Genomic DNA, 16,169 nt, shown 5'->3' on the forward strand with positions numbered 1-16,169 from the left:
GAGACGGATACGGGGCCGCGCGGAGGCGCCGCCCCGGGCCTCAACCGCGGAGCCGCCGAAGAGGTCACGCGACGGCCTCGGTCGGGGACTGTCCTGGGGCCCGGCCTGTCACGAGCCGCGGTCGACGGCAGGCCCTGTGGCGCGTGGGCCCGGCCGATCCCGACGGCCCACCGGTGCTCGGCCCTGGTCCGTGGCTACGGCAGGCTCGTTGATCAGTCATGATGACCGCAGACCTGAACGGACCACTCCAGACCGATCTGGTTCACACCGGTTCAATCCAGCTACAGATCTGAACAGACACGACCGGGGGCGGTCCTCCTCGCAGGGACTGCGGGAGCGGCCCACCCGCGGGCAGATGCACGGGGGCGTTGATGCGGGGCAACGGCGGGACGGTACTGCTGGACGTGCTGGCGGGAGCGGCCGACGCCGCGCCCGGCCAGGTGATCGTCCACGTCGGCGGCGACGGCACGGAGCACTCCGTCAGCCATCGCGCACTGCTCGACGCCGCCCTGCGCGTCGCCGGCGGCCTCCTCGACTCCGGCCTCGCGCCCGGGAGCCCTCTCCTGCTGCCGGTCGAGCGCAGCGAGGAGTTCCTGCCGCTCTTCTGGGGTGCCGTCGCCGCCGGGCTCGTCCCGGTGCCGCTCGCCCCCGACCCGCGGCGCGTACGGGCCGTGGCCGAGTTCCTCGGTGAGCCCCCGGTGGCCGTCGGCCGGTCCACCGTACGACTCCTCGACGACCTGCCTGCCTCCTCCGTTCCCCTGTTCCTCGACGACCTCCGCGCCTGTCCCGCACCCGCGCGGCTGCCCGAGCGGGCCCCCGACGACGTGGCCTTCCTGCAGTTCTCCTCCGGGAGCACCGGCGCTCCCAAGGGCGTCGAGCTGACGCACGCGGCCGTGCTCGCCAACCTGGCGCAGATCCGCGCCGCGGCCGGCATCCGTCCCGCCGACGTGCTGGCCACGTGGATGCCCTACTTCCACGACATGGGGCTCATCGGCACCCACCTCGTACCGCTGTCGGCAGGTGTCAAGCAGGTGCGGCTGGAACCGCTGACGTTCGCCAAGCGGCCCCTGCGGTGGCTGGAGGCCGCCGCACGGCACCGCGCCACGCTGCTCTCGGCCGCCAACTTCGCCCTCGCGCTCGTCGAACGGCGCGTGCCCGCGGACGCGCTCCGGCACCTCGACCTCTCCTGCGTCCGCATGATGCTCGTGGGCGCGGAGCCGATCTCGCCGTCCGTGTGGCGGGCGTTCACCGGTCGGATGCGTCCGACGGGGCTCCCGGCGAGCGCGCCGACGCCGGTGTACGGCCTCGCCGAGTCCACCCTCGCCGTCACCTTCCCGCCGCCGGGCGAGATCGCCCGGCCGCTCGCCCTGGACAGGGCCGCGCTCGGCAGCGGCCTCGCCGTGGACACCGCGCCCGGCCCAGACGCGGTGGAGCTGATGGACGTCGGCGGCCCCGTGCACGGCTGCTCCGTGCGGATCACCGACGACGCCGGACACCTCGTCGGCGAGCGGCGGGTCGGCCACATCGAGGTGCGCGGCCCCCAGGTGGCCCGCGGCTACCACGGCGCCCCGGAGGCGACGGCGGAATCGTTCCGCGGCGCATGGCTGCGCACGGGCGACCTGGGGTTCCTGCGCGAGGGCCGCCTCTGCGTGACCGGCCGGTCCAAGGACGTCCTCTTCGTCGACGGCCGCACCCTGCACGCCGCGGACCTGGAGGAGGTCGCGGCGCGCACACCGGGACTGGACAGGTGTCCGGTCGCGGTCGTGGGGTCGGCCGGCCCCGGCGGCGAAGGCGAGCGCGTGGTGGTCCTCCTCGCCCCCGCGACTCCCCTCCCGGCCGTGACCCCCGCCCTCCTGAGTGCCGTCCGCGAACGGGTGCGGCAGGCCCTGGGGCACGACGACGTACGGGTGCTGGCGCTGCCGGCGCGCGCGCTGCCGCGCACGACGAGCGGTAAGGTCCGGCGCGGGCTGCTGCGCGAACGCTTCGAGGGCGGGGAGTACCCGGAGATCGCGGAACGGGCCGCGCTGGGGGTGTCGGGGAGGGGCTCCCTCACCGCCCCCGGGCCGGAGGAACCCGCGGCGGAGTCCACGGCTGCGCCGACGGCGGCCGCAACGGTCACCGGCTCCCTGCGGGCCGTTGCTCGCACCGACTCCGGCTCGGAGGCCGCCACGGTCGCCGACCTCGGTTCGGCCGCCGCCCCGATGGCCGGCTCCCGTTCCACAGCCGACCCGGTGACCGGCTCCCGCCGCGCGGCCGACCCGGTCACCGACTCCCGCCCCACGGCCGACCCGGTCACCGACTCCCGCCCCACGGCCGACCCGGTCACCGACTCCCGCCCCACGGCCGACCCGGGGGCCCCGCTCGTGTCAGCCGCGCCCGGTGTCCCCGCCTCGCCTGCCGTGCCCCTGTCCCGTCCCGCCGTCGAAGCCGTCGTACGCGACGTCTGGGCGCGGACGCTCGGGCTGCCCGAGCGGGCCGTCGGGGCGCACGACGACTTCCGGGCCCTCGGGGGCTCCTCCCTGAAGGCCATGGAGGTGCTGGCGGGACTGGAGGACGCGTTCGGCCTGGAGCTGCGGCCCTCCGACGTCCGCGAGCACACCACCGTGGCCGCCCTGGCCGGACTGGTCCTCGCCGGAGGCACGTCCGGTGGACCGGGGGCTGCCGGGGTGCCGCCACGCGACACGACGGACGCGGGCTCCTCGTCGCACGGCTGCTCCGGCGGGCTGCCGGGTCCGCGCCGTGCGTCCGGGCAGGAGGTTCCGCACGGGGCCGGGCGGACCGTCGAGCCCGTGATCGCCGTCTCCGCGCTGGCCTGCCGCCTCCCCGGCGCCGACACGCCCGAGGCCTTCTGGGAACGGCTTCTCGAGGGCTACGACGCCGTCACCCCCGTACCCGTCGGGAGGTGGACCGGCGCGGCCGAAGGGCCCGCCCGCCGGGGCGCGTTCCTCGACGAACCCGACGGTTTCGACGCGGGGTTCTTCGGCATCGGGGAGGAGGAGGCGCGGGCGACCGACCCGCAGGCGCGGATCCTGCTGGAGCTCGCCCACGAGGCCCTGGAGCGGGCCGGATACGCCGGGCCGCGGCGACGCGGGCGGCGCGTGGGGGTGTTCGTCGCCGCCGGTGACAGCGGATACCGGCGCATCCTCGAAGAGGCCCACGGCCCCGACGGGCTGCCCGCCGCCGCCCTCACCGGGAACCTCCCCAACATGGTCGCCGCCCGCGTCGCGCACTGCCTCGACCTGACGGGGCCCGCCCTCGCGGTCGACACCGCCTGCTCCTCCGCCCTCGTCGCCCTCCACCTGGCGCGCCGCAGCCTCCAGGCCGGCGAGTGCGACCTCGCCGTGGTCGGCGGCGTCCATCTCAACCTCACCCCGGCCGGGTACGCGCTCCTGGAGAAGGCCCAGGCGCTGTCCCCGACCGGGCGCTGCCACGCCTTCGGGGCGGCGGCCGACGGCTTCGTCCCCGGCGAGGGCGGCGCGGCGCTGGTGCTGACCAGGCTCGACGAGGCCAAGCGGGCCGGGGACCCCGTCCTCGCCCTGCTGCGCGGCACCGCCGTCAACAACGACGGCAGCTCCCTCAGCCTGATGGCGCCCAACCCCCTGACCCAGCGCGAGGTCATCACGGAGGCGTACCGCGACGCCGGTGTCGCACCCGAGGACGTGTCGTACGTGGAGGCGCACGGAACCGGCACGCCGATCGGCGATCCCGTCGAGGTGCGCTCGCTCGCCCACGCCTTTCCGCCGCTGCCCGACGGGCGGCTCCGGATGCTGGGCTCGGTCAAGGCGAACATCGGCCATCTGCTCAACGCCGCCGGCATGCCGAGCCTGGTGAAGGTGGTCCTCGCGCTCGGGCAGCGGCGCCTGCCCCCGTCACCGCTGCGGACCGCGCCGCCCGCGCCGTCGCCCGGCCTGGCCGGCGCCGGATTCGAGCTGGTGGAAGCCGTCCGCGCCTGGGAGGCGCCCGGACCGCTCCTCGCGGGCGTCAACGCCTTCGGGTTCGGGGGGACGAACGCGCATGCCGTCCTGGAGGAGGCCCCGGTCCGGAGCCTCCCGGAGCGGCGGGCGCCTGCGGGGCAGCGGACGGCGCACCGCTCGGCAGGCAGCTCGGAGGACCGTTCGGCGAGCAGCTCCGAGGACCGTTCGGCGGGCAGCTCGGAGGACCGTTCGGCGGGCGGCTCGGAAGGCCCCTCGGCGGGCGGATTCGCGGGAGGCCGGAGCGCCGGTACCGGCCCCCGGCAGCCCCGGCTGCTCACCCTGTCGGCGCACGGGCACGAGGCGCTGCGCGCCGCAGCCGCCGACCTCGCCGCCCATCTCAGGGAGCGTCCCGGACTCGACGAGGGGGACGTCTGCGCGGCCGTCGCCGAGGCGCGCGACGAGGGTCCCGACCGTCTCGCACTGGTCGCCGACGGAGACCTGGCCGCCCGACTCGAAGCCGCACGGCTCGACTTCGTACGGCCCGACTCGGGTCGGCCCGGCGTCGTACAGCCGGACTCGGCTCGACCCGGCTCCGTACGCGACGGGGACCGGCCGTTCCGCACGCCCGTACGGTCACGTGCCCGCCTCGTCCTGCTGCTGCCCGGGCAGGGCGTACGGCCGCGGGAGCAGGCCCGTGTGCTCCACGACGAGGCGCCCGCCTTCCGCGCCGCGCTGGAAGAGGCGTCCGGGCATGCCGGGACGATCGCCGGGCGCAGCCTCGCCGCCTGGTGCCTCGACGACGTGTCGCCCGACGCGGCGGCCCGCACCGACGTCGCCCAACCCCTCCTCGTCGCCTACGGTGTCGCGCTCGCCCGTCAGGTCCGGGCCTGGGGCGTCGTCCCGGACGCCGTCGCCGGGCACAGCGTCGGCGAGCTGGCCGCCGCGTGCGTGGCGGGGGCGCTGCCGCTCGCCGACGCCGTGCGGTTCGCCGCCGAACGCGGCCGTCTGATGGCCGACTTGTGCCCCCCGGGCGCGATGGCCGCCGTCCGCTGCGACGAGCGGGCGGTCGCGGACGTGGTGGCCGCCGCCCGGGGCGGCCTGGACATCGCGGCCGTCAACGGTCCCGACCAGGTCGTCCTCGCCGGGACGCCGGCCGCGGTCGACCACGCCGTGGCCGTCCTCTCCGGCAGGGGCGTCGCGGCGCGTCGGCTCGGGGTGTCCCGGGCCTTCCACTCGTCCCTCATGGATCCGGCGCTCGACGCGCTGGCCGAAGCGGCACGGGGCCTCTCGCCGCTCCGGCCGCAGGGGGCGGCGACGCCCCTGATCAGCACGGTCACCGCCGACTGGCAGCCCGTCCTGGACCCGGCCCATCTGCGGGCCCACGCCCGGCAGCCGGTGCGCTTCGGCGCCACCGTGCAGCGGCTGCTCGACGACGGCTACGACGCCTTCGTGGAGCTCGGCGCCGCCACGCTCGGCGGTTCCGTGCGCGCCGTCGCGGCCGCGCACCCGCGCGGGAGCGGGGCGCTGGCCCTCGCGGCGGGGCACCGGGACGGCGCCCGGGGGCTCCTGGAGGCCGTCGGCCGGCTCTGGGAGCGGGGCGTGCCTCTGGACCGCGCCGGGCTCGACGCCGGACGGACGCGGATCCCCGTACCCACCTATCCCTTCCAGAGGCGCCGCTACCGGCCGGCCACCGCTGCACGGCCGCTGCTGCACCTGATCGAGTGGGACGACGCCCCGGCGACCGTCGCGCCCGGGCCGCGTTCGGTCCTCCTCGCGGGGCCGGACTCGCAGCTCTCCCGGGCCTTCGCGGACCGGCTCGAGGCGCGCGGAGTCGCGGTCCTACACGCGGAGGACCGGCCGGCCGACCCGGCGGCAGTCACGACCGGTGACACGCCTCCGGGTGCGACCGTCGCGCCCGAGGTCGTCGTGCTGCTCGCCGGTCCCGGCCCCGCGCCGGATCCGGCCGACGGCCCCGACGCCGACGCCCTGGACGCGGCCCACCGTGCCCTGACGAACCGCCTGCGGGGACTGCTGCCGGAGCTCGCCGCGCACCGGCCGCGTGTCCTCCTCGTCACCGAGGACGTCCACGTCACCGGGGCCGGAGCCGAGCGGCCCAACCCCGCCCAGGCCGTCCTGACCGGACTGGCCCTGGCGCTGCCCGAGGAGTACCCCGGGGTGCTCGCCCACAGCGTCGACCTCTCCTCCCTCGACGGGACGGACGCGCGGCTCGACGCCCTGGACCGCGAACTGACCTCCGGGCCCGCCGTGTCCGACGACGCCGGGGACCTCCGTCCCGCGCCCGCCGTCGCCTGGCGGGCGGGACGACGCCTGGGCCGGACGACCCGGCCCGCGGCCCCTAGCGCCGCCTCGGACGAGTCCGCGCTGCCGCCCCACGGGACGTACCTGATCACCGGCGGCACCGGCGGCGTCGGAGCCGCGCTGGCCCGCGATCTCGCGGGGAGGGGCCGGCCGACCCTGCTGCTCACCGGCCGTGCGGCCGAGCCGCCCGCAGGGCTCCTCGGGGAACTCCGGGCGCTCGGCGCCACCGTGGAGTACCGCGCCGCCGACGTCTCCCGCCCCGCAGACGTCGACACGCTGCTCGCGGCTCTGCCGCGACTCGACGTCCTCCTCCACGCCGCCGGAGTCGTACGGCCCGGCACGCTGCGGGCCAAGACGCCCGACGAGATCGCCGACGCCCTGGCCGCGAAGACGCGGGGCACCGCCCTGCTCGCCCGCGGCCTGGTCAAGCACGACCTGCGCCCCGGCCTGTGCGTGGCGTTCTCCTCGGTCTCCGCCGTCCTTCCCGGGCTCGCGGGAGCGATCGGCGACTACGCCGCCGCCAACGCCTACCTCGACGCCTTCGCCGCCGCCGAACGGTCCGCCGGCCGGCCCTGGCAGGCGGTCGGCTTCGCGGCGTTCGCCGGGACGGGACTCGCCTCCGGCGGCACGCGCGGGCCGCGGCCGCTGACGACCGGCGAGGCGCTGGCGGCGCTGCACACCGCCGGCGGCATCGACGCCGCTCACCTCCTCGTCGCCGACCTCGGACACGGGGCCACGGCACCCCGGCCACCGGCCCCCACCGGCGCACAGGCTGTCCCTCGCTCCCCGCACACGGCCACGTCCGGGTCGACGTCCACGCGGAGGGCCGCGGCCGTGGCGACGCAACCGTCCGCCCCCGTGGCGGCGTCGGCGCTCGACACCCGGCCCGCAGCCGTGCCCGTACCCGCCGGGCAGGCGACGGGCACCGGAACCGGCATCGGCATCGGCGCCGGCGGAGTGACGCCCCTCCTGAGGCGGCTGCTGGCCGAGGCGCTCCACGTCTCCGCCGACGTCCTCGGCGACGACGTGCCGCTGCTCGCTCTCGGCCTCGACTCGCTCATGGCCGTCGACCTCGTCAAGCGACTGGAGCGGGAGCTTGACCGGTCCCTGCCCATCACGCTGTTCTTCGAGCACCGGACCCTCGGCGAACTCGCCCGCGCGCTCGGCGACTCGGCACCCCTCTCCCCCGCCCCCGCGCGCCCCGCCGCGGCGCCCTCCCCCGACGACGGCGCCCCCTTCCCCCTGACTCCGGTCCAGCTCGCCTTCCACACGCAGGGCGGCCTGTACCCGGACGTGCCCGCCTACGGGTACGTCTCCCAGGACATCCGCGGCCCCCTCGACCCCGGTCTGCTCGGCCGGGCGCTCGCTTCGCTCGCCGACCGGCACGCCATGCTGCGCATCCGGGTCCTCCCCGGCGGTTCGGGCCCCGTCCAGTCCGCCGTACCGGCCTCGCACGGTCACGACGGGATGCCCGACTGGTACGAGGTCCGCGACCTGCCCGGCGACCGTGACGCCGAGGCGGAGTTCGCGGAGCTCGAAGAGGCCCTCCGCAACCGGCCGTTCGACCTCACCGCCGAGGGGCCCCTGCGCGCCGTGCTCGCGCGCGGGACGCGGGGGACCCGCGTCCCCGGCGGACGCCGCGAGGCCGATGAGACCACCGAGGCCGAGGGGACCGCGGAGGCCCGCGGGACCGCAGAGGCAGCCGTCACCGGGGAAGCCCGCGAGGCGTTCCTGCGGCTCGTGCTCGTGGTGCACCACGCCGCCGCCGACGGCTTCAGCCTGAACGTCCTCGGCGAGGAACTCTGGACTCTCTACACCGCCCTCGCACAGGGTGCCACGCCCGAACTCCCGCCGCTCCTTACCGACTTCGCCGCGTTCCACGCCCATGAGCGGTCCGCGCGCTCCGAGTCGGCCCTCACCGAGAGCCGGGCGTACTGGCGCGGTGTCCTCGGCCGGCAGGGGGAGCCGCTCGCCCTCCCGTACGACGGTGATCCGCTGGGCCTCCCCGAACCCCCGCTCCTCGCCCACCAGGTGACCCCGGGGCCCGCGCTGTCGACCGCGCTCCAGGAGACGGCCGCCGCCCACGGGGTGTCGCTCTTCCACCTGCTCCTCGCGGCGTACGCGCGCTGCCTCTCGCGGTGGAGCGGCGGCCGGGAGGACGTCACCGTGAACGTGGCGAGGGCCCGTCGCGAGGCGCGACTGCCGGGCATCGACCGGCTGGTGGGACCGCTGGCCGACACCCTCCCGGTTCCCGTCCTCGTCGGCCCCGAGGACTCGGTGCACGCGCTCGCCGTACGGCTCCGTGACGCGTGGCCGGAGAGCGAGCGGCACGGCCTGCTCACGAGCCTCGACCTGGCCCGGCTGCTGCCGGCGGACGGGGCCGGGCCCCGTACCGCCGCGCCCGCGTCCTTCAGCTTCGCCCGCTTCCCGGTCGCTCTCGATCCCCGGTGCCCCGTGGAGGTCCGCCCGACGTCGGCCGGAACCGCCTCCGCGGCGACCCGGCTCGGGCTGCTGTGCTGGGAGTCCGACGGGGAGCTGGCCTTCTCCTGGAACTTCCCCGCCCGGCTCTTCGCCCCGGCCACCGTCGCGCGCCTCGCCGCGGAGCACCTCGCCGAACTCACGGGGGCGGCCGGACTCGGCGGGCCTCCGGCTTCGGCTTCGGCTACGGGTCCGGCCTCGACATCGGTTACGGGTCCGGCCTCGGCATCGGCTACGAGTCCGGCGCCGCTTCCAGCTCCGGCTCCGACTCCGGCGCCCGCCCCGATCGCGCGGGCGGCGACTACGACAGCCACGACGGCGGTCGATGCTCCGGCCACGACCGGGGGCCCGGACACGGCGATCCCGGGCGAGGTCGACTCCGGCCCGCGCCCGTCGGGCGACATCGTCGCCCGGCTGCTCGCCCGGTTCCGGGCCACACCGGACGCGATCGCCGTCGACACCGACGGAGACACCCTCGGCTACGCCGAGTTGGACCGGACGTCCGCCGCCCTCGCCGCCCGCCTGCGGGCTCGCGGTGTGGTCCCGGGCGACCTCGTGGGGCTGCTCGTCGAGCCGGGCGCCGACGCCGTCACCGGTGTGGTCGGCATCCTGCGCGCCGGTGCCGGCTGGGTTCCGCTGGACGCCGCCCATCCCCCCGCACGCCTCGCCGACCAGTTGAGCCGGTCCCGCGCGGGAGTGCTCGTGTGCCACGCGGCGACCCGTGACGCGGCGGCCGGGCTCGCCGCCGAGGCGGGGCTCGCCCTGGTCGCGGCCGACGACACCGCCCCGGTGCCGATGCCCTGCGACGCGGCCCCGGAAGACGCGTCGCCCTCCCACGATCCCGACTCGCTCGCGTACGTCATCTTCACCTCCGGCTCCACCGGTCGCCCCAAAGCGGTCCCCATCACGCGCCGCTCCATGACCAACTACCTCGACTGGGCCCTGGACACCTTCGGCTACCACGCGGGCGACCGCCTCGCCCAGACGGCCTCGCTCTGCTTCGACGCGTCGGTGCGCCAGCTCCTCGCGCCCCTCCTCGTCGGGGCCGCCGTCGTCACCCTCCCCCGGCAGCTCCTCCGGGACCCCGAAGCCCTGCTGGACCGCGTCGAACAGGCCCGGATATCGGTGTGGAGTTCCGTCCCGAGCCTGTGGTCCCGCCTCCTGGAGGCCGCCGAGGCGCGCGTCCGGGAGGGCGGGCCCGCACCCGACCTGTCGGCCCTTCGCTGGATCCACGTCGGCGGGGAGGCGCTCCCGCCCTCCCACGTGCGCCGCTGGTACGACCTGTTCGGGCCGGGGCACCGGATCGCCAACCTCTACGGTCCCACCGAGGCCACCATCAACGCCACCTTCCACCTCATCGACACCCGACCCGCCGACGACGTACGGACCCTGCCCATCGGCACCCCCCTCACCGGCACGGACGTCGACGTCGTCACGCCCGACGGGCTGCGGCGCTGCGCGCCCGGCGAGCCCGGCGAACTGCTCATCGCCGGGGTCGGGCTCACCCCCGGCTACCTCCACGCGCCGGAGCTGACCGCCGCCGCGTTCACCGTGCGCGACGGGCGCCGCTGGTACCGCAGCGGCGACCGCGTCCGGCGCGGCGAGGACGGCGTCGTCGAGTTCCTCGGACGGCTCGACGACCAGGTGAAGATCCGCGGGCACCGGGTGGAGCTCGGCGAGATCGAGTCGGTGCTGCTGAGCCATCCGGCGGTGGCCCGGGCCGCCGTGGTCCACCGCGACGAACGGCTGGCCGCCTTCGTGCAGTGCCTGCCGGGCGTGCCCGGGCCCACGTCGACGGCGCTCCGCGCCCACCTGGCGCGGACCCTGCCGGACTACATGCTGCCGCACCGGATCCACCTCGCCGACGACCTGCCCCTGACCGGAACCGGGAAGATCGACCGCGCCGCCCTGAAGCCCCCGGCCGGGGACACCGACGGATCCCTGAGTCCGTCGGCGGGATCCCTGCCCGCCACGCCGACCGAGGTGCTACTGGCCCGCGTCTGGTCCGAACTCCTCGACGCGGAGGTCCACGCGCTGCGCCGCGAGGACGACTTCTTCGCCCTCGGCGGCGACTCCCTGCTGGTGCTCCAGGTGTTCGCCCGGCTGCGCGAGACGATTCCCGCGCTGCCCCGGCCCACCGTCGTGTACGCGCACCGGACACTCGCGGCGCTCGCCGCCGCGATCGACCGGGGCCCGGCGGACGGGCCCGAGGGGACCGCTGCGGTGGACGCGGGCACCGAGCCACGCGCGCACGGCGGCCCGCCCCGCCCCTCCCCTTCACCCGCGGACTCCCCTGCCCACTCCCCCGTCCCTACCGCGTTCCCCACGCCCTTCCCGCTGTCGCCGTCCCAGCGCGGGTTCCTGCTCGCCGAGGCCATGGCGCCCGACTCGCCCACGGCGTGGCTCGCCTGCCTGCGGGTGGACGGCCCCCTGCGGCCGGAGGTCTTCCAGCAGGCCGTCGACGCCTGTGTCGCGCGCCATCCGATGCTCCGGACCGTGTTCCCCGCCGGAGTGCGGCCGCCGGTCCAGCAGGAACTGCCGCCCAGCCTCCGGCTGCCGGTCGCCTTCGAGACCCTCGCGCAGCCGGACCTCCTCGCGACACGGATCGCCGAGGAACGCGAACGGCGCTTCGAGACCTGGGCCTGGCCGCTGCTCCGCCTGCGGGTGCTCACCCTCGGGCCCGACGAGCACGCGCTCGTCGTCCACGCCCACCACCTCATCGGCGACGGCTACAGCGTGACGCTGCTCGGGCGGGAGCTGCTCGCCGCCTATGACCGTGTCCTCCGCGGCGAGCCCGGCGAACTCCCGCCGCTGCGCGGCACGTTCCGCGACCATGTCCGGTCCCTCCGGGACCGCGCCCCCGCATCCGGTGACGCGTCCGGCGTCGTCCCGTCCGGGCGTTCCGAGCGCGCCGACCGGCTCGCCCGACCGTACTCCCGGCCCGTCCTCGGAGCCCGTACCGCGGAACGGTCGCCTACCGAGGGCCCCGCGGCGGCCGGGCCCCACCGCTCGACCGGATTCACCCTGGACGCAGCCGCGGTCTCCGCGCTGCGGCGGTGCGCGACCGGCGCCGGTACGACGCTCTTCGCCCCGGTCCTGACCGCGTACTACCGGACGCTGGCCGACGCGACGGGGCAGACGGACCTCATCCTCGGGCTGGCGGTCTCCGGCCGCGACGACACGCATCCCGACGCGCACCTGGCGTTCGGTCCGTACGCCGCCGCCGTTCCCCTGAGGCCCGGCGGCGGGAGGGAACTGCGGCCCGCCGGGCCGGGCTCCCCGGCAGGCCCCGGGACCGGTGACCGCACGTTCGCCGAGGACCTCCGGGCGGTCGTGGCGGAGGTCGAGGCGGCCCGCTCCCAGGGCGTTCCGCCGCTCGGGGGCGAGGGCGGCGGACTGCCGTCCGCGGCCCAGTTCTTCTTCACCTTCCTGGACTTCTCCGCCCTGGGGCCGATGAGCGGGGACACACTGAGGGTGCGGTGGGACGAGACCGACGCGGAGCTCGCGCCGCCGCCGGTCGGCACGGACACCTTCCTGGCGGTGCGTCCGGTCGGGGAGGGCGAGCTGCGGGTGACGCTCCGCGCGTCGGCGACGGCGTTCCCCGACGACACGGCGTTCACCGCGTTCGCGAAGGCCCTGCGGGGTGCGATGGCCGCGTGCGACGCGGTGCCGGAGGACGTACGGCGTTCCGCTCCCGACGCGCACCCGGCGCGGGACGTCCTGGACTCCGCGCTCGTCGGGTACCTCCCGCCGCCCGCTCAGCTGTCGGCGCCGGCGGGGGCCGGCGGCCTCCGCGCGGGCGGCGAGGCGGGGGCCGGTGTCACCGATCCGCGCGAGTGGCTGCGGGAGGCGCTCTTCCCGGACGGACACGCGCGGCTCGTGGAGGAGATCGACACGCCCCTGGGTCGCTCGGGGTTCGTGTGCCTTCCGCTCTTCGCCGACGAGCTCGCGTCGACACCCGACCTCGCCGCCCGGACGGCGCGGGCCGTGGAACACGCGGCGGCGCTGGGGGCCCGGTCCGTCTCGCTCGCCGGCATGATCCCGTCGCTGACCGCGTACGGCTTCGGGGTGCTGCGGGAGACGGAGGGACCGACGGCGGTGACGACCGGGCACGCGGCGACCGCGGTGTCCGTGGTCAAGACCGTCCACGCGGCCCTCGCCCGAACGGGCCGCTCGCTCGCGGGAACCGGAGGGTCCGACGCCGGTGAAGGGCTCGACCACGCCGGGGATCCTCAGGGTGCCGTCGGGGCCGGCAGCCGTGGTGGCCTCGGGGGCCACGGCGAGCACGACGACCTGAGCGGTATCGGGGATCTCGGGGATCTCACCGTCGCCGTCGTGGGCCTGGGCTCCATCGGGAGCTCGTCGCTCGAACTCTTCCTGACTCTCGCGCCCGTGCCGCCCGCGCGGCTGATCCTGTGCGACGTCGAGGGCAGCGCGGCACGCTTGCGGGCGCTCGCCGAGGACCTGGCCGGCCGCGGGCTCGCCGGGGACGTGGAGGTCCACGAGTCGGGGGCGTCCGCGCTTCCGGCAGCGGTCTACGCGGCGGACCTCCTCGTCACGGCCGTCAGTGGCGGTCGGGCGGTCCTCGACGTGTCACGGCTGCGGCCGGGCACGATCGTCGTCGACGACTCCTTCCCCCACTGCTTCGACACAGCCGAGGCGCTGGCGCGGATGCGCGAGCGGCGCGACGTCCTGATCGTCGGGGGCGGCCTGCTGTCCGTCGGCGCCCCGGGCCCGGTGGGGGCGGACGGTTCCGGCGGAGCCGCCGGTCGTGGGGAGGCCGTCGTCCGTCGTACGGCACCGGGGCTGCCGCCCGCCGTCGCGGCCGCATACGCCGCCCGCTCGTGGCTTCCCGGCACGATCGCCTCGTGCCGCCTGGAGTCGCTGCTGCACGCCGCGGATCCGGAACTGCCGCTGGTGCACGGGCTGGTGGACGCGCGGCTGGCAGGGGCCTACTGGCGGGGCATGGCGGCGGCCGGGGTCACCGCGGGTCCGCTGCACCTGCTGGGCCATGCCGTCGCTGCGGAGGACGACGACCTCGCGGGCTTTCCGGCCCGGCGGGGGCCGGATCCCGCCGAACAGGGACCGACGGAGTGAGATGCGCCGCCGGGGCGACCGGCGCCCGCTGATCGCTGCGCCGTCGAACGTGACCGTTTCAGGGAGGACTTGGCCAGGGGGCGTGTGGGTCGTGAAGGCGATGCGGAGAGCTGTTTAAGAAACCTTGTTGAATATCGCTTTACCCCGGGTTCGGTCTTGATTTGCTCCTGCCAATCCGAACAGGGTTCTCTCGAACGTTTGACGCCCCACACGTCAACACGAGGAGAGATCCACTTTCATGGCAACTCACAAGCGATCCCACGGACTTCGCAACGCGGCCATAGCCACAGGCACGGCGGCCGCGGCCGCCGCGGCGCTGTTCGCGGGCAACCTGGCCGGAGCGGCCACTCCGGCCGAGGGCACCGTCCACGGACTCGGCGCCCCGGGCGCCGTCGAGGGCAGCTTCGTCGTCATCCTCGACGCATCCGCGAACAAGGCGGACCTCGCCAAGAAGTACGGCGGCAAGCTCGTCCGCTCCTACGGCTCCGAGGTGAACGGCTTCTCGGCGTCCGACCTGTCCGTCGACGAGGCCAAGCGCCTCGCCGCCGACCCCGCGGTCGGCACCGTCGTGCAGAACAAGCGCTTCAGCATCAAGGAGACCCAGGAGCAGCCCCCGTCCTGGGGTCTGGACCGGATCGACCAGGCCGACACCGCCGGGGACCAGAAGTACTCGTACCCGGACAACGGCGGCGAGGGCGTCACCGCGTACGTCATCGACACCGGCGTCCGCATCTCGCACCAGGACTTCGGCGGCCGGGCCACCCACGGCTTCGACGCCGTGGACAACGACCAGTCCGCCGACGACGGCAACGGCCACGGCACGCACGTGGCGGGCACCATCGCCGGCACCTCCCACGGAGTCGCCAAGAAGGCCAAGGTCGTCGCCGTCCGCGTCCTGGACGACAACGGCTCCGGCACCACCGAGCAGGTCGTGGCGGGCATCGACTGGGTCACCGAGAACCACTCGGGTCCCTCGGTCGCCAACATGAGCCTCGGCGGCGGCGCCGACGAGGCCCTGGACGCGGCGGTCAAGCGGGCCATCGACTCCGGTGTCACCTTCGCGGTGGCGGCCGGCAACGAGTCCTCGGACGCCGGCCAGGGCTCGCCCTCGCGGGTGCCCGAGGCGCTGACCGTGGCCTCCAGCACCAAGGACGACCAGCAGTCGGACTTCTCGAACTTCGGGTCCGTGGTCGACATCTACGCTCCCGGCTCGGACATCACCTCGGCCTGGAACGACAGTGACACCGGCGTCAAGACGATCTCCGGAACGTCGATGGCCAGCCCGCACGTCGCGGGTGCCGCCGCTCTCTACCTGGCGGCCAACCCGTCGGCCACGCCGGCCGACACAGCCACCGCACTGACCGGTGCGGCCACCCCGGACGCCATCAAGAACGCCTCCGCGGGCACCGCCAACAAGCTCCTGAAGGTCACGCCGTAACCGCACCACCACGAACGCCGGGGTCGTCCGTGCCCCCGGCGCCCGTTGAAGAGGTGGCCCTCCACACACCCGTGGAGGGCCACCTCCGCGTGCGCGGTGTCCGATACTGTCGGCATGCCGCCGCAGCCCGCCGCGCTCCCCGAGCCGATATCGGCCGACCCGCCGCACCGCCCGGACCGCACCCTGCTCACCCAGTCCTGGCTCGACCTGGCGTTCCTGCACTGGGCCGCGGACCCCGCCGACGTGGCCCCGCTCCTGCCGCCCGGAACCGTGCCCGACACCCACGACGGCGTCACCTACGTGGGCCTGGTCGCCTTCCGCATGCACCGGGTCGGCTGGTTCCGGCTCCCCGGCGTCCCCTACCTCGGTTCCTTCCCCGAGACGAACGTCCGGCTGTACTCCGTGGACGCCCACGGACGCCGGGGCGTCGTCTTCCGCTCCCTCGACGCGTCGCGCCTCATCCCGGTGGCCGTCGGCCGGTGGGCGTTCCGGATCCCCTACGTCTGGTCCAGGATGAGCGTCCGGAGCGACGGCCCCACCGTGACGTACACGAGCAGTCGCCGCTGGCCCGGCCCGCGCGGCGCGCGCAGCGCGATCAGCGTGGAGGTCGGCGAACCAGTGGCCGAGCCCACCGCCCTCGAACACTTCCTGACCGCCCGCTGGGGCATGCACAGCTCGTTCCGCGGGCGGCCGCTCTACCTCCCGAACACCCACCCGCGCTGGCCCCTGCACCGCGCCCGGCTGCTCGACTGCGACGAGACGCTGCTCACCGCCGCCGGCCTGGAGCGGCCGGCCGGACCGCCCGCCAGCGTCCTGTACTCGCCGGGCGTCCCGGTCCGCTTCAGTGCCCCGCCGCGGGACCCGCGCGGCGCGCGGGTCCCGCGGGTCCCGCGGCAGAGGGACGCGGACCGGTAGTCCGCCCG

3 protein-coding genes are annotated in these 16,169 nt (G+C 76.1%); all 3 read left to right on the forward strand.

Features of this window, described 5'->3' with window-relative positions; all coding sequences use genetic code 11:
* Nucleotides 1-371 precede the first annotated feature (371 nt).
* The gene (locus ACF09E_RS01250) at nt 372-13,808 is read left to right on the forward strand and encodes an amino acid adenylation domain-containing protein (RefSeq protein WP_392203255.1); all 13,437 of its coding nucleotides are present in this window, start codon (nt 372-374) and stop codon (nt 13,806-13,808) included.
* Between the two features lie 238 nt (nt 13,809-14,046).
* Nucleotides 14,047-15,246, forward strand: a complete 1,200-nt coding sequence (locus tag ACF09E_RS01255; RefSeq protein WP_361857525.1) for a S8 family serine peptidase — start codon at nt 14,047-14,049, stop codon at nt 15,244-15,246.
* A gap of 114 nt (nt 15,247-15,360) precedes the next feature.
* Nucleotides 15,361-16,161, forward strand: coding sequence for a YqjF family protein (locus tag ACF09E_RS01260; protein ID WP_392203256.1), 801 nt, complete (start codon nt 15,361-15,363; stop codon nt 16,159-16,161).
* Nucleotides 16,162-16,169 lie beyond the last annotated feature (8 nt).

The sequence above is a fragment of the Streptomyces sp. NPDC014891 genome (assembly GCF_043081085.1).
GTDB lineage: Bacteria > Actinomycetota > Actinomycetes > Streptomycetales > Streptomycetaceae > Streptomyces.

What these genes read in the sequence shown, in the direction of transcription:
- ACF09E_RS01260 (WP_392203256.1), top strand. Translation starts at nt 15,361, where the DNA reads ATGCCGCCGCAGCCCGCCGCGCTCCCCGAGCCGATATCGGCCGACCCG.
- ACF09E_RS01250 (WP_392203255.1), top strand. Translation starts at nt 372, where the DNA reads ATGCGGGGCAACGGCGGGACGGTACTGCTGGACGTGCTGGCGGGAGCG.
- ACF09E_RS01255 (WP_361857525.1), top strand. Translation starts at nt 14,047, where the DNA reads ATGGCAACTCACAAGCGATCCCACGGACTTCGCAACGCGGCCATAGCC.